Raw genomic sequence first — 18,836 nt, 5'->3', positions numbered from 1 at the left:
TTAAATATACGAATCTATCTAGAGACGTTGCAGTGCAACGTCTCTAGCATTTGGACTCCGGTTCTCCCCAGAATTGGGGGGTTAGGGGGGAAAAAAATTATTTACGCAAGAAGTCTAATCTACAAAAGGCTAGATATTTCCTTCCACTCCACCGCAGACAAAGGTTTTACCTCTAATTGAATGTTAAAACAATTGCTGGCAGCAGTAGTCAAAGCTTCTATCACAGCAATTGGTTCAATTAGAGGTAGATTAATAGGCTGAAAAACCTCCGTTTCAAAAACCCGCCCAAATAACTCTTTATCTGGTGCTAAACGCATTGAACCATGTTGCAATATTACCCCACCGCGTTTTAACTGAGCGCTACCAATCAACTTATTACCATCAAGTAGCACCAAATCCGCGCCTGTCGCCGTACCAAAACAGTTGGGGTTATGAATGTATCCCCGCCCAGCATTGCCGTATTGCAACTCGATTCCTAAACTTTGCCATCCTCTAATTAAAAACTCACAAAGCTGTTGATACACCTGCATTCGACTCCCATTGAGTCCTGATGTTACAACAGCATAAGTCAAATCTCCTTGATGTAGTACCGCCCTTCCCCCCGTAGGACGACGTACCAATTCTAAAAGTTCGCCCTTCCAAGTAATTTGTTGCCAATTGCGGGGAAAATTAGATTGATGATAGCCTAAAGAAATTGCCACAGGCGACCAAGTATAAAAGCGCAAAGTTGGCGGATGCAAGCCTAACTGGTGTTGAGCTACCAACCATTGGTCAATTGCCATTTGTACCCGCCCAGGGGCTTCTAAGAGCGGAATTAGCCGCCAAATAGGTCTAGGCTGCAAATTCTGCTTGTAAGGCTTCGTCATTGTCATCAGCGATTGTGGCTACTATCGTGATGATGCGCGAAATCTCTCCTGGCGACAATTCTGCTAAAGTGCGGCTTGATAATACAACTACTTGTTCTTTATCGATGCCAAAACAAGCTTCAAAGGTATTCGTCCAATTCATTTCTAAAAGCTTCCGCATCAATCCCGCGTCATTTTTAGTCGGTAAATTTAACACTTTAGACCAAACTGAGATTGTATCTTCGTCTGTTAGTCCGCTAAGTTGCACGAATACTTCTACGCTACCGTACTTAAATTTCCATAAGTAGTTTGTTTCTGTATGGCTTACCATTGCGCTATCGCCTTGTTCGAGGCTGGCAATGACCGTTTGAATTACATCTATATGGCTAGATGGACTTCCTTCAATCAAATCGTCAATCAATTGTTCGCTGGCTATGGGTTGATTTGCGATCGCATCGGCATTAGTCATACTAATAACTCCTAAAATTCTTAGTTTTTAATTGCTTAAACCTACTCTACCGCCTGTAAGCATATAGCATTTTTATTTGATTTTTTAGCCAATCATGTATTTTATAGTGATCGTCGTAGGGGCGTAATGCATTGCGCCCCTACGCTTCCCACCTTATTACCATGAAGGGGGTGTTTCCCCAAAGGAAAAATCTACTAAATCTCCTGTATTAAGTCGCTTTTTTATGAGCAATCAGATACTTACTCATAAAATGCACCTCCGTTGTGATATCCTCAAAACCTGCCTTTTCCAGCCTTTCTACCAAATCATCGCTAATGTAATGCTTATAGTAAGGTTCGTGGAAGGTTTCATGAAAACTATCCATAATCGGCAACATTTCCGGCGAATCACTCATTTGAATTGAGTCGCAAATTACAAAAACTCCTCCTGGCTGCACCACTCTAAAACACTCCTCTATTACCTGCTGACGTGCAGCACTTGGCAACTCGTGGAATGTAAATACACAAGTTACAGCATCGAAATAGTTGTCTAAATAAGGCAATTCTTCGGCGTTGGCTTGGAGAAGCTGCGGTAATTCCCCAGGAATTTGCGATAATTCTTGATTAGCTTTTCGCAAATAAGCGGCGGATAAATCTGTACCAAATAGCGACGATTGGGGGAAAGCGTTTCGTAATAACTTCAAAGTCCTCCCCGTCCCACAAGCTACATCTAAAATCCGAGGCTTGGGATTAGCTGCTAAATTAGCTTTTAAGGGTGCTAGAATGCGTCGCCGCATGGGGTCAGCCGAACCCCCAAATAATAGTTCAACTTGCAAGTCATACAAATTAGCTGACGAGTCGCTTAAATAACCATTAGTTTGATGGTGGAAATTTTGCAAGTAGTAGCTAGGATAGCCATCTTTGGGTACATCTACAGAAAAATCTTGATAATTTTTCTCGTTGATTCGCTGCCAAATTTGCGGCATATCTAGCCAAACTTCAGGATAATAACGGAAAAAGTCAGCCCAAGGATTATCAAATAGCAAACTATGAGCATATACTCCGTTTTCCGCATCTTGCCAATCTACTTCTAGCAATTTGTTTAACCTTGCTTGCAGTTGTAAGAGTAATGCTGGAGTCAAAGGCGATGATTTTGGTTTTAACTGAGGAGATACTAAGCCCATTACTTGCGAACTTAAGTATTTATGAGCTAAACCAAAGTAGTTTTTACTATTTTGAAAAGTCTGATAAGTCAGCTTGGTTAGGGTGTCAGACATGGTCAGCGCTAATATCAATTGTATATATTAATATTACCGTAAATAATTGTAACGAAAAACATCTCTATCTAGGTGCAGAAGTAGAGCCAATATTGTCAAGCTTTTACTTCTGTTTGCAACTGGTTAAATTTAGCTCTAATTGTCTCAATTCGTTTACGGTTTACACCCAAATCTGACTCGCCTAAACGAGAAGCTGAACGGACATGAATTACTTGGGCATTTTTGTCTAACAGAAATTCTACATCGTCAACAAATCCCACTACAGGAATAGTAAACTCTGCATAGATATAATTATCAGTTTCCTGTGCGAAGCTCTGCGAGCGCGCTGGCGCTATCGTAGATTGTTTAAAAGACTGTACAACATTTTTAAGGGTCTTAAAAGCATCTTCAGCAGAGGAATTGTAGGTTAAAGGCGCAATACCATGTTCGGCATCCAAGCTTTGGCTATTGACGCAATTAGGCGTACCAGGACAAGCTAATAATTGACCTGTACCCATACCAAGATTATTAGGTTTTGTACCTGCTAATAACTTAGTTTGCCCAGAAAATAGTATAGTTCCCCCTAGTAAAAAAACTATAGTTAAAACTATAGGCAAATAACGAGAAATAATTGTTCTAATTTCCATAACTTTATAGTCCTTAAAATAAGTGCTTTCTACTCTACATATTCGCTATTTACGCTTAATTCTAGAGTTTCTTCGTCAACTTGAATATACAACACATTTGGGCGACAGCAAACTTGACAGTCTTCAATATAAGACTGATAGTTACCAGCACTTAAATCAATAAAGGCTACGTTCGATTCGCCGCAATAAGCACAAAAATACTCTGTTGAATTTTGCAAAGTTATTATTTACCTAAAAAGTTGTTAATTGCCGCTTTTATTGCTTGTTTTTGTTCGTCGTCGTAGTTCCATCGCTCTAAAAATGCTTGATAGTCACCACCAGTATCAATACTTGCTATCATCTGCTGCAACTTTTCATAGACCAAATCTAAGTCTACTAACTTTATCAATTGCGCTGTTCGTTCTTGCACCCGTTGCGAAGAAAAAGTCATGTTTTCATCCTGACGGCGACGGTGAAATAACTGTTGCGCTGTAGACATGGCTAAGTTTTTTACCAATAGTTCAGATACTATTTTAGGATGCGATCGCAATCCGACAATAATTTCCTCTGACATTGCAAAATCTGAGGTCAGGTAAGTAACAAAAAAACCTCTTGCACCGTCTTCAGTTTTGACTAATTGGGATATTTCGGAGGCGGATATTTTACTTTGTGCTAGTAATTCTTGAGTATAGGCGATCGCGCTAGCAAAATTTAACGGTTCAGGGATTGTTGTCATTACACTAATTTTAAGATAATCACGCAAAAAGCGCCCTCCAAGTGGAGAGCGCCTCTTAATTTATTTTAGCTAGAAGGGTTAAAAATTAACCGTTGATCGCAGGAGCAGTAAGAGCAACAGGAGTCGCATCACCGGCCGCCAAGTCTAGAGGGAAGTTGTGAGCATTGCGCTCGTGCATTACTTCCATACCTAGGTTAGCGCGGTTGAGTACGTCTGCCCAAGTGCCAATTACTTGTCCTTGAGAGTCAATTACGGATTGGTTGAAGTTGAACCCGTTGAGGTTGAACGCCATTGTGCTGATGCCCAAGGATGTAAACCAAATCCCAATTACTGGCCATGCTGCTAGGAAGAAGTGCAAGCTACGGCTGTTGTTGAAGGATGCGTATTGGAAGATCAACCGACCAAAGTAACCGTGGGCGGCAACGATGTTGTAGGTTTCTTCTTCTTGTCCGAATTTGTAACCGTAGTTTTGGCTTTCGGTCTCAGTTGTTTCACGAACTAAGCTAGAAGTTACCAAAGAACCGTGCATGGCGGAGAATAATGAACCGCCGAATACTCCGGCTACTCCTAACTGGTGGAAGGGGTGCATCAAGATGTTGTGTTCCGCTTGGAATACTAACATGAAGTTGAATGTTCCACTGATTCCTAGGGGCATTCCGTCGGAGAATGAACCTTGTCCAATTGGGTAGATTAAAAATACTGCGGTGGCTGCGGCTACGGGCGCTGAATATGCTACGGCAATCCAAGGGCGCATTCCGAGGCGGTAGGATAGTTCCCACTCACGTCCCATGTAGCAGAATATTCCGATCAAAAAGTGGAATACTACTAATTGGTAAGGGCCGCCGTTGTATAACCATTCGTCTAAGGAAGCTGCTTCCCAAATTGGGTAGAAGTGCAAACCAATCGCGTTCGATGATGGTACTACTGCACCAGTGATGATGTTGTTTCCGTAGATTAATGAACCTGCTACCGGCTCGCGGATGCCGTCGATGTCTACGGGAGGTGCGGCGATAAAGGCGATGATGAAGCAAGTGGTGGCGGCGAGTAGTGTGGGGATCATCAATACTCCGAACCAGCCTACGTATAGACGGTTTTCTGTGGAGGTTACCCAGCTACAGAACCGTTCCCATACGTTGGCGCTTTCGCGTCTTTGTAAGGTTGTTGTCATTGTTTTATAAGTGCTTGATTTTGGAATGTATCAGAAGTTTTTTACTTCCTTGTTTATACATTAATCCCTTCGTTTAGTTTTGTAAAGAAAATTTTATAATTTCTTTAGATATCCTCATTTAGGCATAGTCGATTCAAAAGTAATATCACTGCCAATACTTATTTACAGAACTTTACAAGCAATAAGAGATCGCCTAAAGTCCAATAATATATTTTTGCCACTCTTGATGTAGCCCGCTTTTTAGATGCTTGCTGACTTCAAAGTAAAGACTACTATAAGGCTTACGGGGTTGATGGAACAAAGGCATTTTTGCTTCTTGGGGGGTGCGATTGCCTTTTCTGACGTTGCAACGGACGCAAGCTGTCACCATATTTTCCCAGGTTTCGCCACCACCACGCGATCGCGGAATTACGTGATCTAATGTCAAGTCGTCGCCCGTGTAACCGCAGTATTGACAACCATGCCCGTCACGGTGGAGGATATTGCGACGGGTAAGAGGAATTTCTTTGTAGGGTACGCGCACGAAATGGCGTAGGCGGATAACGGTGGGCAAAGGGAAGCCCGTATAAATAAACTTACCGTTATGTTCTACTTGCTCTGCTTTGCCTTTAATTAACAAAACAGCCGCACGTCGCCAACTTGTAATGTTGAGCGGTTCGTAAGAGGCGTTGAGAACTAAAACCTTTGCCATCGATTAACATCAAATCGCCGACATTTTTTACAAATGGTAACACAACTAGGCTAAATATGGATAAAAGATCGCTCTTTTTGTCAATCGCTCTAGAAAAACTCTTAAATTGCGGCTCTTTTTTGCTATTAGTTAAAGCTAAAGATTTTATTGGGTGTGAGTAATGGGACAACCACAAGTCCAAAAAAATACCTCTATTGACTGCGATCTTGGGCTTGGCGATCGCCAACGGGCTTGGGTAGAGATTGATTTAAGTGCCATAAAACATAATATTAAGGAATTAAAAAGTTTATTAGCGCCCCAAACTGCGCTGATGGCGGTAGTTAAAGCTGATGCTTACGGTCATGGGGCGGTTACTGTAGCAAAGACGGTTATAGAAGCGGGCGCGGAGTGGTTGGGTGTGGCGACAGTCCCCGAAGGTATAGAATTGCGCTCTAGTGGGATCAAAGCCCCAATTTTGATTTTAGGAGCAACTTACACTGTCGAGCAAATTGAGGCGGTGTCTTACTGGAAACTGCAACCAACGTTAGGCAGCCTGGAAGCGGCTAAATTATATTCTCAGACTTTAAAGGAGATTTTGCCCGTACATATTAAATTAGATACCGGAATGTCGCGCTTGGGATTATCTTGGCAGCAAGCCGTCGAATTTGTGGAGTTGGTGCATGATTTGCCGAATCTTCAAATTGCTAGTATTTATTCTCATTTAGCAACGGCGGAAAGTTGCGATCGCACAGTCATGAACTTGCAGCAACAACGCTTTGAAACAGCAATTGCTCAACTAGCTGCCATCAATTTACCTCCACCTTGTTTGCATTTAGCCAATTCGGCGGCGACTTTAACTGATTCATCATTGCATTATGACTTGGTACGGGTGGGTTTAGCGGTTTATGGTCTTTATCCTGCAACCCAACTGCAAACCGCCGTTAACCTTAAGCCAGTGCTGCAAGTCAAAGCTAGAGTAACGCAAGTAAAAACTATTGAGCCTCAAACTGGTGTAAGTTATGGTTACAAATTTATTAGCGATCGCACTACTTTAATTGCCGTTGTAGGAATTGGTTACGCCGATGGAGTCCCGCGTAATTTGTCTAATCAAATGATGGTAATAATTCGCGGCAAAAAAATACCCCAAATCGGGGCAATTACAATGGATCAATTGATGCTAGATGTTAGTGCTATTCCCAATTTGCAGCCAGGAGAAATAGTAACACTACTGGGAATTGATGGTAGCGAAAACATTTCCGCCGATGATTGGGCAAAGCAGCTAAATACAATTTCCTGGGAAATTTTGTGTGGTTTTACTCGCCGCTTACCTCGAATATTTTTCTAAATCAATTGTGAACTTGTAGGGGCGCAAAGCATTCATTGGTGTCAACTTAAGGGTGGCGATGACAGCTAAGGTAGAGAAAGCTGTGCCAAAGAAGTCAATCTGTAATGGCTAGAAGTCGCCCCTTTAAAGATGCCAATCCCGACTTGCGACATCAAGCATTGATGCCAGGACCGCCGATAGAAACTATCGAAACCGAGTTAAGGAAGTTATGGCAACCGTCGCAGTTCAAACCGATTAGCAGCTATCATCAAATCCCAGAAAAATTGCGTCGAGATCGTCTGCTAACGCTACCAGTAATGTTGGCAGTAGTGCTAAGTTTAGTGTACCGAAAACTACCCGGCTTGAGCAAAATGGTGAGCGTCCTAGCTCAAGAGGGTCTGCGGTGGGTAGAACCATTAGGGGTAAGCAAGCAAGCGATATCCCAACGGTTGATGAACCTACCAGCCAGATTATCCGAGGCGCTATTCGAGCAAGTGTTGGTGCAACTTCAGCAGCGAGCAGTGCCACCGCCAACGGGTTCCGGCGAGGAAGCACTGAGGGGAAAATTTGCTGCTATCTGGGTCGCCGATGGGTCAACGCTGGAAGAGCTACGTCGTTCTTTGAAACTCCTGCAAGACCAAGGAACGTTACTGGCCGGGCGGATGATGATGGTAGTGGTTGAAGTGTTTACCCATCGCCCCGTCGCCCGTTGGTACACTTCGGAGGCTAGGGCCAATGATCAGCAATGGTTCGATGTCTTGCTCGCTCGTCTACCCGTCGGTGGCTTACTTTGATTTAGGCTTTTTCAAGTTTGCCTGGTTTGATGCCTTTACTCAACAGCAGAAGTTTTTCGTCACCAGGCAGCGAGAGAAAACCTCTGATCAAGCTTTGCGATTGCTCTCTAGTGGGACTCACTACAGAGATGAAATTATTCTCTTGGGTAAGTATCGTTCTCCTGCGTGCGACTATCCTGTGCGGTTGGTGTCTGTGTTGTGGGGGACTACTTGGTATCGCTACTTAACTAATGTGCTAGATCCTCAACAATTGTCTGCCCAGCAAGTGTGCGACCTCTATCGGCGGTGCTGGCGAGTGGAAGATGCTTTTGCCTTAACTAAACGACTCTTGGGCTTTGCTTATTTGTGGGTGGGCGATTCTAATGGCGTGCAAATTCAAATCTATGCTACTTGGATCTTATACGCCGTCCTTAATGACCTCTGCGCTCAAGTGTCCGTCGCTTTGCAACAACCTTTGGAGAAGATTTCTCTGGAGATGGTGTTTCGCGGACTGTATCATTTTGCCACAGCCCTTAAACGGGGAGAAGCTGAGGAAGTAATTTCCTATTTTCTTTCCTCACCATCGACTCCTAGGTCTCGTCAAAGCATCTCGCCCACGACATCAACAGCGAGATGCCCTCTCACCAAAATTATTATATAGATTTGAAATATTTAATATCAAATTTGTTTTAGTTCGTCAAATAACGTGCGATCTCTTTGTCCTGAATACTAAATTGCCTTAAGTTTCTTCGTAACCCATATTTAACTCTTGAGCTTGAGATGCCAACTCATCCAAGGCTTGCAGGCGATCGCTATCGATCTTTTGTTTGTAGTTCATCAAGTCTTCAAAACAAATACGGCGATGTTTTCCTACTTTTCGATAAGGAATTTCACCTGTCTCTATTAGTTTTATAAGAAAAGGGCGCGAAACGTTGAGAATATCTGCGGCTTCTTGAGTAGTTAATTCTGCATGAAGGGGAATGAGCGTGACGGCGTTTCCCTGAGCTATTTGAGACAAAATATCTACAAGCAGATGAAAAGCAGCCGCAGGAATAACAACTTTTTCTTCACTATTATTGTCGTCATAGGCAACTTTAAGCTCAATAGTAGAACCCTGGTGAGGAACATGAGCAGCAAAAATGCGGCGGCTCTCTTGAGCAAGCTGGGCTTCAAACTCTGTAGGAATGAATTTCGGTTAAGTGTGGTACTTGTCATTAAGGTTTCTCCCATGACTGAGGAAAGCCTAATTTTACTTCCGCAAAATTAAGCTGTGCCAGTTCTTGTAATTCCACTGCAATATATCAACGAGATAAACGCAACAGTCGAATTAAACGAATTAAGATAAATTTTTTTAGCAGTTAGTCAAAGAATGCGCGATCGCACAATAGCCCTCAAATAACAGGCGATCGCCAAAACTTACAATTGCTGTGCTGCTTGTGTAACAACTTCAATATCTAACTCCATTACCTGTGCTATCTGCTCTAAAGTCAAACCCAACTCTAATAATCGCTTTACTGCGGCTAACTTAGCCTGTTGTTCGCCTGCTAACCTACCCTGTTGTTCTCCTTCTGCAAAAGCTTCTTGATAAACTCTGGTATTTCTAATCAAATCTAGACCTAACATGACTTCTACCTCCTGACGGCTGAGAAGCGGAAATTTGTATATTACTATCGTCTCAATAAATTCTATAATTTGCTGCCGAATTTGCGGATCTGTTACTTGTTGTCTGATGCGATCGATTAGTTGTTTTGCTCGTTCAGTAGCTTTTTGCTGGCTTTCTACTACTAAATGCACAATTCCCACCCCTAAAGAGTCTTCAGCAAATTTCCCTAGCTCATCTAAATAGATAATTTGTACCTGGTTACTATTTAGGAGCAATTGATATTGTATCGGCTGTTCTGATTCGACACTCCGCCGGGGATAAACGACTACTGCACGCCAGTTATTTGTAGGTTTGTACTGATAAATATACAGGAAAATTTCTGCAAGCGGAAACTTTTGGGGAGGCAGCAGCCTCCCAAAAGGTTTTCAAGAGAACAGGCGGTAGTAAAACCCCTGATCTTTTTGAAACTGTACTTCAACAAAATACATTGGTAGATTTGGCTGATTAGGAGGTGGCAAAAATAAGCCGTCAAGCCGAAAGGCAAGTTGTTTGAGTTCAACCGAGGTAAATTGATAAGTATCGGCGGGTAATTCAGGTTGACCAATTAGTTCAAAGAAGATATAGGGAAATTCTTGAAACAAACGGAAAAAAATAGTATCAGTTTTCACAGAAAGTCGCGCAAAGTTAAAAGCTATTCTAATGCGATCGCACTATCGCCCCAAACCCAATCAATATATTAAACTTTGTAAAGAGGGCAAATCCAACTCTACACCTACCAAACTCTATGGCACGTCAAGACACAATCTGGGAACGCTTTTTATCTCCTATAGTTCGCTCCTTTATTAATGAAGAAGAATTGCAGCGTTACTACAAAAGTGTAGATTGGGAGGCTGAAGGCGCAGCTTTCCAAAAAGCAGATATCACAATTCCCGATTACTACAGTAGCCAAAACTTTCATGGAATTGATGGCGGTTATTTAACTGCGGGTGCAGCCGTTTCCTACGATCCAATTACTCAATATGTTTTACCTCCCGGCGAAAACCTAGTACGCCAATTTCTTATAGACTCTATTCAATGTAAACCGAGGCGAATTTTAGATTTAGGTTGCGGTACGGGTTCAACGACTTTAATGCTCAAACAAGCCTTTCCCGGTGCGGAAGTCATCGGCTTAGACTTATCTCCTTATATGCTAGTTAGAGCAAGTCATAAAGCAAAACTTGCCGGATTAGATATTGAGTGGATACAAGGAAACGCCGAACAAACAGGGTTTAAAGATAGTAGTTTCGATTTAGTTACAGCATCCTTGTTGTTTCATGAAACGCCAACGGCTGTATCTCAAACAATTCTGCATGAATGCTTCCGTTTATTACCCGCCGGGGGAGAAGTAGCAATCCTCGATGGCAATCAGCAAACCCTACGCAATTTAGAGTGGTTAACTAACATCTTTGAAGAACCGTATATCAAGGATTATGCCGCCGCCAGCGTCGATAATTGGATGAATAAAGCCGGATTTGCCGCCGTGCAAACTCTAGACTGGTGGTTTATTCATCAAGTAACTCGCGCCGTCAAACCATTAGCGCCGACAAAAGAGTATGCTGTTGACTCAGCTTGGATACCTGCGCCCGGTTACTAAAAAGCTATGAGTTTGAAGGCAGTTTTATTTGATTTTAACGGGGTGATTATTAATGATGAACCCTTGCATGAGCAACTAATAGAGCAAATTTTGCTAGGGGAAAATTTGCGCCCCCAACCAGGGGAATTTAGAAAAGTTTGCTTAGGAAGAAGCGATCGCCTTTGTTTAAAAGAATTACTCACTAATCGCGGTAGAGTGGTCAGCGACAGTTATTTAACCGAATTAATCGAGCGCAAAGCCCAAGCCTATCAAAAACTGTGGCACGAAAAATCGGAGCAGTTGCCAATTTATACTGGTGTGGAAGATTTGATATATCAACTAACATCGCGCAACATTAAGTTAGCTGTAGTTACAGGCGCTATTCGCAAAGAAGTAGAACTTGTCCTCAATAGTACAAATTTAGCTAAATACTTTAATGCGATCATTGCTGGAGACGATATAAATACGAGCAAACCCGCCCCCGATGGCTATCTTTTAGCCGTAGAACGTCTTAAAGAACTCTATCCCAACACTAATTTACAGCCTGCGAACTGTTTAGCCATTGAAGATACCCCCGTAGGTATCCAAGCCGCCAAACAAGCGGGAATCGCCGTTGTAGGCGTAGCTAATACCTATCCCTTCCATATGCTTCAGCGTCAAGCAAATTGGACAGTTGATTATCTTCACGATTTAGAAATAGAACGAGTGCAAAAAGTATTAAGAGAGAAAAAATAAACTTTTCTGGCTAGCAAAATGTTATGATGGAAAATTGAACAAAAGGGGAATTAGCTCAGTTGGTAGAGTGCTGCGATCGCACCGCAGAGGTCAGGGGTTCGAGTCTCCTATTCTCCATTCCTTAGAGCGTCAGCATCTCACGGTTTATACCTGTCTAGATTAACCTAATATCCGTATTTTTATGCAACTTTTATGCAAGGTTTATGCAAGCTTCAAACGACACCCGCCCAAGTCTGGAAATTGACTAAGTTAGAAATTGCACTGAGGGACACTTGAAACTCTCTAGCTAAGTCACACTGCTTCTCACCGAGGTTGTAGCGGTGACGAATTGCCTTAACCTGGTCAACATTCAATTTAGCGTCTGGTGTCCCTCTAGGGAGATCGTAGGGGCGTATCGGTCTACTCAAGTGGGGGCTAACATGAGTCCAAGACTTACCCGTGTTAATCCTACTTACAACGGATCTAACTACCCCGTACTTTTGGGCGATCGCCTGAGTAGTGATAAAACTCCCCTGTAATTCCCTAATAATTTCCTCAACCTCGTACTCGGTTAGTTTGGCAGTAGTCTGTTTAGACCCTTTAACGGATCTCCCCCGCAGCGTCCGGTCGTCTACGTTATCTTGGTTGCTCCCTAACTTGAGGTGCTTCGGATTGCAGCACGAGGGATTATCACAGCGATGTCTGACAAAGTGATCGCTAGGTATAATTCCATAAGACATTTCATAGACTACTCTGTGTACTTGTAGAGGCTTCCCGGCTACTTTAATCGCGCCGTAGCCGCTTTTGTTCTTACTCCCTGTCCACAGCCAACAATGACTATCAGGGCTTTTCTCTACCTTTGCCCATAGGCGTTGTTCTAGTTTCTCTCTTTCTGCACTGTTGGCTAGAATTTGGGTGAGAGTTGGGGTTGTAGAAGACATAGGAAGGGACGCTACATTTTGAGTGCAGTGGTGCAAAGTACCCATTTAACCAATTGAGTGTGGGTAGTTTGTTCTGTTGACGACTCTAATTTGGCTTAAGGGATTAGTCAGCGTCAAGAGTGAGACTACGCGAGTCGGGAGCGATCGCGTACAACATATAAATCACAACAGTATCAACTGGGAAATAAGCTGAGAATTTTATAGAAAAACTGATGAACCTAGTTAGATGTGACTTTAGTTTGGGAATACTGCAATTAGCAGATAGAGAGCCATCAACGCAAGTTAAAGCTAAGTGAGGTATTTTATGAAATTGTCTGAATCAGAAAACTGTCCGAAATGTACATCTGTGCTACCCCTTCGCTATGCAACAGGAAGAATAGTTTGTAAAAAGTGCGGATGGAGCGATCAGCCCAAAAGTGCATTAGTTTCTGACGAGACGAAGGAGCAAGGCTTAAGCTCAGAAGTAAGGTCAACATCAAATAACCAAGCATCTACCATAACTGGCGCACAAAGCGTAAATAACCCTACGCACGGCTTTGGTTGGTTTCTACTTATCTTAGGTGGTGCAATGATGGGAATCGGGCTAACTTACGATCCGACGGTATCATCTGGCTCGTTTGGGTTAGATCGTACTTACAATATCGGTGCAATTAGTGCAAAAAGTACATATACCAATACAGGCGGGTTTATTGCTGTTTGTGGTGCTATTTTTGCAGCACGTTCTACAAGTTGGAAAGATGAAGGTAGAACCAGGGATTTAGAAGCCAAAAAGTAGCGCACTTAAATAATGAGTTTTAATCAGAATTTCTAACGCAGACACAAAGCTTTACTGACGTAAGTAACCCTGACGGGTCTGAGGTATTGACGGTGTAAAAACGTGCAAGTATATTAAGAATAATTTAGTACAGAAAACAAAACATGAAATATGGTAGGATTTCCGCTCTAATTATCATTGGAGTAGTTACTGTATCAGGACTTTATGCTATGCAAGAAATGCGGATAGAGGAGCGTAAGGCTATATATGCTAGTGACTGTTTTGAGCAACGGTATAATTCATCCCTTGCTAAAACTTGGCGGGAATTTGGAATGAAATCTAGGATGGCTCGTGCAGGGGACAGGCAGTATTATGTGTTAGCTGAAATTGGGGAGGAGAATGCGCGAGAAAGGGAACGAGTTTATAAGCAGTGTGAGCAGGAGTTTTACCAGTAGTTAAGTGTTAGTTTTGCGAACCACTTAGGGAAACATCGAGTGGTTTTTTAGTATTTTCGTTGATATGCAGATGTAGCTAAGTTAGAACTGAATAGCGGGATATTTGCGTATCCTTTTTAACAACTGTTTATAATTTGAAGTAAGCAAGACAATTTAACGACACTCAAAAAGCTGTGAGGGCAATTATTCTTTTGGGTGACATCGAACTAGACGTATTTCAGTTGCCAGATAGAAGTTTTAGATTTAAGGTAACTTGAGTAGCGAAAACAATCGTAAAGATCATAAGTTGCTCAGTCAATTTTTTAGGGAAAAAGCACTCAAAGGTTTGACGCGGAGTCAGAATTACTCACTATAGCTGCGACAGTGGAATGTCTTGTATGTCAATGCACGTATACGGTTACAACGTGAGGGATAGTTAGCGGGGGAGTGTAATCGCGATCGCTTTGTGGGAAGAAATGACTCGTTGTAGCAGTGGAAAGGTCAACAATAACAAACATCCGACAAGTCACGTATACTGGTACAAAATACTGGTACAAAATAAATCAAAAATGTACCAGCTACATTGTATGTACAGTAGCGCTTACAGGTGTATCATGTATCCTGGTACAGAATAATTCTCTAAAAGTTTCTACAGGATATACTCTCTTTACTCTTTTTATATATACTTTCTCTTTAAATAATGTACCATTGTACCAAAAAAACTAGGCTACCTACTGTGTCTACATTGTAGCTGGTACAGAATGAAAATCAAAATGTACCATTCTACGACGTTTAGGACTGAAATTTTTGCATGGTAAGGCTTGTAGCTGATTTATTTTGTACCAGTATTTTGTACCAGTATACGTGACTTGTCGGATGTTTGTATCAGCTACAAGCGTTTACCACAACGGTCTATTTTTTATGGTGTGAGGTGTAGTTAGGATCGTACTCCCACATTCCAGGCTGTCTTTCATTAAAACGCTTAGGTTCTTCCAGTGTTAAACCTTTGACAATCCTTTCTACTCCTGTTAATCTGCCCCCTATCCTCACGTTGTGTTCTCTGTCAGTTACTCTATTCTTTTTATCAAGCAGCGCTCTGAAGCCCTTAACAAACGATCCTTGCTTAATGTCCTTTCCTTGATTTTTGTAACTTGCATAGGCGAGAAAAGGACGGAATAGAGAGGCAATATCAATTAAATGCTCACTGTCTTCTGCTGCGACAAACTCCTCAGATAAGAATTGAGCATAGATGTTGTTGTCTTTCTCAGCTTCATCATGGGCGTTCTTATTTAGTTTCGTTTCCAGATACATATCCCTTACGCCTCTATCCATGTTGATCGCCCAAGATGCGATCGCTGGTATTTCCTTAGCTAACTCATCCTCTAACTTCATACCAAGGGGTAGCTGTAGCTTGTCTACAAAGTCTTTAGTTGTGATGTAGTTTACGCGCTTATCCCAGCCTGCTGTACCTTTCTGTCTTGGTACATCCACGGCTGCAAAGACTAACCGACAGTAGAGTTTGATCGAGGGTGAGTCACTACTGTACAGTTTTCTGATTGTCAGGGGGTGATTATTCACCATCTCAAGTATCGCGCCTAGGTCAGGAATATGCCCAGTGAAGTCTCCCACGGTATACATTCGCTTACCTACTACTTTTTGTCTTCCCTCCTCCTTACTCAATTCATTTGGGTTTGACACTGATCTTACTGCCCCTTCTGGCAACAGCTTCACCCAAACCTTCAGTAATTCCGATTTACCACTTTGGCTTTTGCCCAGTAAGAAAGGAAAGTTTTTCCAGGGGGCTGTAGTGTCAATTACCCAACTGGTATAAGCCCGTATTGACTCTAGTTGGTCTAAACCATAGGATGACTCAATGAAGCGTAAGAACATCGGTGGGCATTCGTTCACGCTTGGATCGTAATCGTAATCTACACCATGGAGACTAATCTTACTCTCTGCTACTTCACCAAACTCTCTAGTCTCAAGGTCTAAGTAGCCGTTGTTAAAAGCAATGCCTGAGTAGTCCTCTTTCACTTCCTCACATATTTTGTTGTGCAGGTACGTCCAACAGTTATTTAGATTTGCTGTAGAAGCAAATACAAACTTGTTGCCCACCTTCTCTCTATATTCGTATGCCTTTTCTAGGAGTGCGATCGCTCTTTGCTTCATTTCCCTTTCCTCTATGTGCTTCCAGTACGTCTCTCCTCTATGTATCCAGCCGCTCTTAGTTAACTTATAATCTTTCCCATAGTTATCCTTCCAAGCCTCAGTAAAGGCGACCTCTATTGTTGTGTCCCCTTCCTTAAATTCCCATTCCTCAACTTCACTACTTCCCCACTCCTTTGCGTTTGCGATCAATCTCTCCAGAGCTTCTGCGCCGTGCTTTTTGACAAAATCATCTACACCTTTAGCTTCAGGGTCATTAGGTAGGGGTAAGTTTTTAACTGTCACCCCTTCAAACTTTCTGAGTCTCCTCACCAATTTCCGCAATCCTCTCTTTACACCGGGGTTCGTGTGTTGATCTGCATCGTAGCAAATGACCACTGTTCTACCTGGATTCAGGAAGTCAAAGATATATTGGTGTAGCTCCTTTTTGTCCTCTTTATCCTGCGTGTTATCAACACCTGGGAGGGCAATAGCAGCTTTGCCAAGAGTCAATAAAGCTCCTGCTTTCTTAGCTCCCTCAGTGATAAAGATTGGTTGCTGTTTCTCACCCTCCTCATCTATTACACCTCTCCAATAATTCTCATCTGGCATTCTTAGGAACATTGGCGTACCTCCACCGTTACGGGAAAGGTACTTATTTACCTTGGGCTTACCGTCCGTACCTAACTTTGGCTTACCGTTTTCATCTAACTTTGGTGAGGGGTGATCGGGTTTAAACTGTCCTGCTAACGTATCTACTTTACCCGTATAAGGAATAACACAGTGTACAGCCCAACCTGAGCTTAAGTCTGTTATCTGCTCACCCCCATACTCTCCTACTACTTTGCCCCCTCCCTTACGTCTGAGGTAATCTACTACATCACACTCTCGATTTGTAGTAAAGAATGCTGACTGTGCGATCGCTTCAGACACACAGCTACCCTCTATAGTCTCTTTCCGGTGTTTATCATTAAGTGACGTACAACGAATCTCCTCAACTGAATCTACGGTAACTACAGGGAGATTAGGGGTGTTCTGTGTTATACTAGGATCACTAGAGGTTTCTTCTCCAAGTGCGATCACATCTACGGTCTTGTCATTTGTCTTCAGTGGGTTCATAATTAAATTAACGCTTCTGTGGCGTATTAAAGGAAACAATTGAATTTTCTACATTAAGTTTTACGAGAGACAGGCGGCTAACCTGTCTTTTGCTTTTTATGACTTCACTCGCATCGGTCAGTTAGTTGTTATTTGTTAATTAGGCTTCACACTGCCTCTAAATGCGATCGCTCTCTTAGCTGCATGACGTACCTGTGACAAAGTAGGTTTTTACGCAAGTCTTCTTTATACTCGCGGTATATTAGTCCTCTTGCCATTTCTGAAACTGTCGTACCCCTGCTCATAGCCAACTCATCAAAGGCTTCTTTCTCATATTCTGTTAGCGCTACATTCATTTGTCTTTTGCGGACTTCTCCATCAGGCTTGGGTTTTCTACCCCGCTTATTCAGCATTGTTTTCCTCCTTTGGTATGCTACAATCCTACCCTTTTAAGGCTATGTAAAAAAGGGGGAAACTACGGATTTATTGTCTAAAAATAAACCCTAAAAGCATTACTTCACAATCTATCCACCGTTATTACACTGAATAATTAATTCTGTTTCCAAGTCACGTATAAACGTACTACAGATAAGTAAATGTAGTACGTTTATGACTTACCCCACTTGACCCTCTAAATACGATCGCACTCCTCCCACACTGCACACTCTGGCAAGGGTTAACTACTCTATGTCTCCCCTTAATATTCCAACTCGCGATCGCTCTTTAGGGTTAACGGACAGGCGACAAACGGGGGACAAACAGGTAGGGGCTGCTATCAAATACTTTTGCCCAAACGCGATTGCACTTGCCCCTCTACCGCGCTGTACAATTGACGGCAATTATGTCAATTTGTCGGAAAATATGTCAATGCACGTATGACACTAAACTTGTGTAGTACGTTGGTTCGGCAAATATTACAGGGCGAGTCCATCCGTTGGCACTCTAAGTAACAATAAAAATACCCTGCTTAAAAGGTCAAAAATTAAGATGTCTGAACATAGAGGCTAGTTTCAAGTTATATTTTGCTCTCCAGTTGGGAAAGCTAGAGAGGAAATGTGTCAAGTCTTGAGCAGCTAAATTATGTCAACCCTTCATCAGCTAATTGATAGTAATCTTTCTCATCCACACTACGGACGATTACTTCAGCACCGTGATTATAGTAACCCCAATACTTTTCATTATTCTATACAACTCAACGATTTGGATTCTTTAGCGTGGGAGCCTACCCGCGCTGGTAGGGAAAAAGATACGGGGCGGCTGGCAATTTGGTCTATTGATTGGAGTCACTTTCAACCTGACCAAGCACGGCATCAGCAAAAAGAACAGATCAACAAGTCGCTACACGCATCTATAAAAGAGTTTCATGAAAACTGGGATTATGATTTATATCGCTTCAATTGCGAACATTGGGCGCGGCTCGTGTCAACAGGAGATTGTAGATGCTACCAGATTGCTGAGTTTAAAAAGTTGCAACAGATTCCCGTTCTAGGTTTTTTTATTGTAGGTGTTGCTGGAGCAGTAACAGGTGCATGGGAACACAACGGATATGCTCAGGAAGTAGTTGAAAGAGCTTGCATGACAGCATAAAAACATTACATCGGATGCTTAACCGTACCAACTACTTCTGATCACACTCAATAGAAAAAACCATTTCAAAGGCAGTTCTCGCATTTTTGTGAGAACTGCCTTT

At 42.4% G+C, this 18,836-nt stretch carries 19 protein-coding genes, 1 tRNA gene and 2 pseudogenes; 9 read left to right on the top strand and 13 right to left on the bottom strand.

Annotated features, from left to right (window positions below; translation table 11 throughout):
* Positions 1 to 119 precede the first annotated feature (119 nt).
* From SYN7509_RS0204630 to SYN7509_RS0204595, 8 genes are all read right to left on the bottom strand, one after another.
* On the bottom strand, positions 120 to 866 hold the full coding sequence (locus tag SYN7509_RS0204630; protein WP_028954102.1) for a lipoate--protein ligase family protein: 747 nt from the start codon (positions 864 to 866) through the stop codon (positions 120 to 122).
* A complete protein-coding gene (locus tag SYN7509_RS0204625) occupies positions 832 to 1,314 on the bottom strand; it encodes a YbjN domain-containing protein (RefSeq protein WP_009633100.1) in 483 nt (160 codons plus the stop codon). Before SYN7509_RS0204625 ends, SYN7509_RS0204630 begins: the two co-directional genes overlap by 35 nt.
* Positions 1,315 to 1,522: 208 nt before the next feature.
* Positions 1,523 to 2,569 carry a class I SAM-dependent methyltransferase gene (locus SYN7509_RS0204620; RefSeq protein WP_009633099.1) on the bottom strand — a complete coding sequence of 349 codons (1,047 nt, stop codon included), beginning with the start codon at positions 2,567 to 2,569 and terminating at the stop codon, positions 1,523 to 1,525.
* A gap of 95 nt (positions 2,570 to 2,664) precedes the next feature.
* A complete protein-coding gene (locus tag SYN7509_RS0204615; RefSeq protein ID WP_009633098.1) occupies positions 2,665 to 3,195 on the bottom strand; it encodes a DUF1499 domain-containing protein in 531 nt (176 codons plus the stop codon).
* 29 nt (positions 3,196 to 3,224) lie between these two features.
* Positions 3,225 to 3,413 (bottom strand): CPXCG motif-containing cysteine-rich protein, encoded by a 189-nt coding sequence (locus SYN7509_RS0204610; RefSeq protein WP_009633097.1) that lies wholly within the window; start codon positions 3,411 to 3,413, stop codon positions 3,225 to 3,227.
* 5 nt (positions 3,414 to 3,418) lie between these two features.
* Positions 3,419 to 3,910: a hypothetical protein gene (locus tag SYN7509_RS0204605; protein ID WP_038020804.1), complete on the bottom strand. Its 492-nt coding sequence runs from the start codon at positions 3,908 to 3,910 to the stop codon at positions 3,419 to 3,421.
* Between the two features lie 85 nt (positions 3,911 to 3,995).
* Positions 3,996 to 5,078, bottom strand: a complete 1,083-nt coding sequence (gene psbA, locus SYN7509_RS0204600; RefSeq protein WP_028954100.1) for a photosystem II q(b) protein — start codon at positions 5,076 to 5,078, stop codon at positions 3,996 to 3,998.
* Positions 5,079 to 5,271: 193 nt separating this feature from the next.
* Positions 5,272 to 5,769: an HNH endonuclease gene (locus SYN7509_RS0204595; protein ID WP_009632661.1), complete on the bottom strand. Its 498-nt coding sequence runs from the start codon at positions 5,767 to 5,769 to the stop codon at positions 5,272 to 5,274.
* Between the two features lie 160 nt (positions 5,770 to 5,929).
* On the opposite strand from SYN7509_RS0204595, the gene alr reads away from it, so the two are divergent.
* Both alr and SYN7509_RS29075 read left to right on the top strand, forming a co-directional pair.
* On the top strand, positions 5,930 to 7,093 hold the full coding sequence (gene alr / locus SYN7509_RS0204585) for an alanine racemase (protein WP_009632662.1): 1,164 nt from the start codon (positions 5,930 to 5,932) through the stop codon (positions 7,091 to 7,093).
* 104 nt (positions 7,094 to 7,197) lie between these two features.
* Positions 7,198 to 8,498, top strand: a pseudogene (locus SYN7509_RS29075) (IS4 family transposase); the annotation flags it as partial.
* A gap of 86 nt (positions 8,499 to 8,584) precedes the next feature.
* On the opposite strand, the gene SYN7509_RS30910 reads toward SYN7509_RS29075, so the two are convergent.
* Both SYN7509_RS30910 and SYN7509_RS25130 read right to left on the bottom strand, forming a co-directional pair.
* On the bottom strand, positions 8,585 to 8,863 hold the full coding sequence (locus tag SYN7509_RS30910) for a helix-turn-helix domain-containing protein (RefSeq protein ID WP_009632665.1): 279 nt from the start codon (positions 8,861 to 8,863) through the stop codon (positions 8,585 to 8,587).
* Positions 8,864 to 9,261: 398 nt separating this feature from the next.
* Positions 9,262 to 10,116: pseudogene (locus SYN7509_RS25130) on the bottom strand (Rpn family recombination-promoting nuclease/putative transposase).
* Positions 10,117 to 10,232: 116 nt separating this feature from the next.
* On the opposite strand from SYN7509_RS25130, the gene SYN7509_RS0204565 reads away from it, so the two are divergent.
* From SYN7509_RS0204565 to SYN7509_RS0204555, 3 genes are all read left to right on the top strand, one after another.
* Positions 10,233 to 11,081, top strand: coding sequence for a class I SAM-dependent methyltransferase (locus tag SYN7509_RS0204565; RefSeq protein ID WP_009632668.1), 849 nt, complete (start codon positions 10,233 to 10,235; stop codon positions 11,079 to 11,081).
* Between the two features lie 6 nt (positions 11,082 to 11,087).
* A complete protein-coding gene (locus SYN7509_RS0204560; RefSeq protein WP_009632669.1) occupies positions 11,088 to 11,795 on the top strand; it encodes an HAD family hydrolase in 708 nt (235 codons plus the stop codon).
* A 44-nt stretch (positions 11,796 to 11,839) separates the two neighbouring features.
* A tRNA-Ala gene (locus SYN7509_RS0204555) sits at positions 11,840 to 11,912 on the top strand.
* 95 nt (positions 11,913 to 12,007) lie between these two features.
* Here the strand turns inward: SYN7509_RS0204555 and SYN7509_RS27480 are convergent.
* The gene (locus tag SYN7509_RS27480; protein WP_158506136.1) at positions 12,008 to 12,715 is read right to left on the bottom strand and encodes an HNH endonuclease; all 708 of its coding nucleotides are present in this window, start codon (positions 12,713 to 12,715) and stop codon (positions 12,008 to 12,010) included.
* Positions 12,716 to 13,019: 304 nt separating this feature from the next.
* On the opposite strand from SYN7509_RS27480, the gene SYN7509_RS0204540 reads away from it, so the two are divergent.
* Positions 13,020 to 13,490 (top strand): hypothetical protein, encoded by a 471-nt coding sequence (locus SYN7509_RS0204540; RefSeq protein WP_009632671.1) that lies wholly within the window; start codon positions 13,020 to 13,022, stop codon positions 13,488 to 13,490.
* A 143-nt stretch (positions 13,491 to 13,633) separates the two neighbouring features.
* Entirely contained in the window at positions 13,634 to 13,924 is a 291-nt protein-coding gene (locus tag SYN7509_RS0204535) for a hypothetical protein (RefSeq protein ID WP_009632672.1), read from the top strand.
* An 891-nt stretch (positions 13,925 to 14,815) separates the two neighbouring features.
* Here SYN7509_RS0204535 and SYN7509_RS0204530 read toward each other — a convergent pair.
* Both SYN7509_RS0204530 and SYN7509_RS0204525 read right to left on the bottom strand, forming a co-directional pair.
* Complete coding sequence (locus SYN7509_RS0204530) at positions 14,816 to 17,167, bottom strand: DUF3854 domain-containing protein (protein WP_009632673.1); 2,352 nt, start codon at positions 17,165 to 17,167, stop codon at positions 14,816 to 14,818.
* Between the two features lie 146 nt (positions 17,168 to 17,313).
* The gene (locus tag SYN7509_RS0204525; protein WP_009632674.1) at positions 17,314 to 17,559 is read right to left on the bottom strand and encodes a hypothetical protein; all 246 of its coding nucleotides are present in this window, start codon (positions 17,557 to 17,559) and stop codon (positions 17,314 to 17,316) included.
* Between the two features lie 274 nt (positions 17,560 to 17,833).
* Here SYN7509_RS0204525 and SYN7509_RS0204520 point away from each other — a divergent pair, with 274 nt between their 5' ends.
* Both SYN7509_RS0204520 and SYN7509_RS0204515 read left to right on the top strand, forming a co-directional pair.
* Positions 17,834 to 18,025 carry a hypothetical protein gene (locus tag SYN7509_RS0204520; RefSeq protein WP_028954098.1) on the top strand — a complete coding sequence of 64 codons (192 nt, stop codon included), beginning with the start codon at positions 17,834 to 17,836 and terminating at the stop codon, positions 18,023 to 18,025.
* A gap of 201 nt (positions 18,026 to 18,226) precedes the next feature.
* Positions 18,227 to 18,733 (top strand): hypothetical protein, encoded by a 507-nt coding sequence (locus SYN7509_RS0204515; RefSeq protein WP_009632675.1) that lies wholly within the window; start codon positions 18,227 to 18,229, stop codon positions 18,731 to 18,733.
* Positions 18,734 to 18,836 lie beyond the last annotated feature (103 nt).

Source organism: Synechocystis sp. PCC 7509 (genome assembly GCF_000332075.2).
Taxonomy (GTDB): domain Bacteria; phylum Cyanobacteriota; class Cyanobacteriia; order Cyanobacteriales; family Chroococcidiopsidaceae; genus Aliterella.
This window is presented reverse-complemented; position numbering and strand designations above follow the sequence as displayed.

Excerpts from the sequence above, each read along its gene's own strand:
- SYN7509_RS0204630 (WP_028954102.1), bottom strand. The coding sequence starts at position 866 with ATGACGAAGCCTTACAAGCAGAATTTGCAGCCTAGACCTATTTGGCGG.
- SYN7509_RS0204625 (WP_009633100.1), bottom strand. The coding sequence starts at position 1,314 with ATGACTAATGCCGATGCGATCGCAAATCAACCCATAGCCAGCGAACAA.
- SYN7509_RS0204620 (WP_009633099.1), bottom strand. The coding sequence starts at position 2,569 with ATGTCTGACACCCTAACCAAGCTGACTTATCAGACTTTTCAAAATAGT.
- SYN7509_RS0204615 (WP_009633098.1), bottom strand. The coding sequence starts at position 3,195 with ATGGAAATTAGAACAATTATTTCTCGTTATTTGCCTATAGTTTTAACT.
- SYN7509_RS0204605 (WP_038020804.1), bottom strand. The coding sequence starts at position 3,910 with ATGACAACAATCCCTGAACCGTTAAATTTTGCTAGCGCGATCGCCTAT.
- psbA (WP_028954100.1), bottom strand. The coding sequence starts at position 5,078 with ATGACAACAACCTTACAAAGACGCGAAAGCGCCAACGTATGGGAACGG.
- SYN7509_RS0204595 (WP_009632661.1), bottom strand. The coding sequence starts at position 5,769 with ATGGCAAAGGTTTTAGTTCTCAACGCCTCTTACGAACCGCTCAACATT.
- alr (WP_009632662.1), top strand. The coding sequence starts at position 5,930 with ATGGGACAACCACAAGTCCAAAAAAATACCTCTATTGACTGCGATCTT.
- SYN7509_RS0204565 (WP_009632668.1), top strand. The coding sequence starts at position 10,233 with ATGGCACGTCAAGACACAATCTGGGAACGCTTTTTATCTCCTATAGTT.
- SYN7509_RS0204560 (WP_009632669.1), top strand. The coding sequence starts at position 11,088 with ATGAGTTTGAAGGCAGTTTTATTTGATTTTAACGGGGTGATTATTAAT.
- SYN7509_RS27480 (WP_158506136.1), bottom strand. The coding sequence starts at position 12,715 with ATGTCTTCTACAACCCCAACTCTCACCCAAATTCTAGCCAACAGTGCA.
- SYN7509_RS0204540 (WP_009632671.1), top strand. The coding sequence starts at position 13,020 with ATGAAATTGTCTGAATCAGAAAACTGTCCGAAATGTACATCTGTGCTA.
- SYN7509_RS0204535 (WP_009632672.1), top strand. The coding sequence starts at position 13,634 with ATGAAATATGGTAGGATTTCCGCTCTAATTATCATTGGAGTAGTTACT.
- SYN7509_RS0204530 (WP_009632673.1), bottom strand. The coding sequence starts at position 17,167 with ATGAACCCACTGAAGACAAATGACAAGACCGTAGATGTGATCGCACTT.
- SYN7509_RS0204525 (WP_009632674.1), bottom strand. The coding sequence starts at position 17,559 with ATGCTGAATAAGCGGGGTAGAAAACCCAAGCCTGATGGAGAAGTCCGC.
- SYN7509_RS0204520 (WP_028954098.1), top strand. The coding sequence starts at position 17,834 with ATGTCTCCCCTTAATATTCCAACTCGCGATCGCTCTTTAGGGTTAACG.
- SYN7509_RS0204515 (WP_009632675.1), top strand. The coding sequence starts at position 18,227 with ATGTCAACCCTTCATCAGCTAATTGATAGTAATCTTTCTCATCCACAC.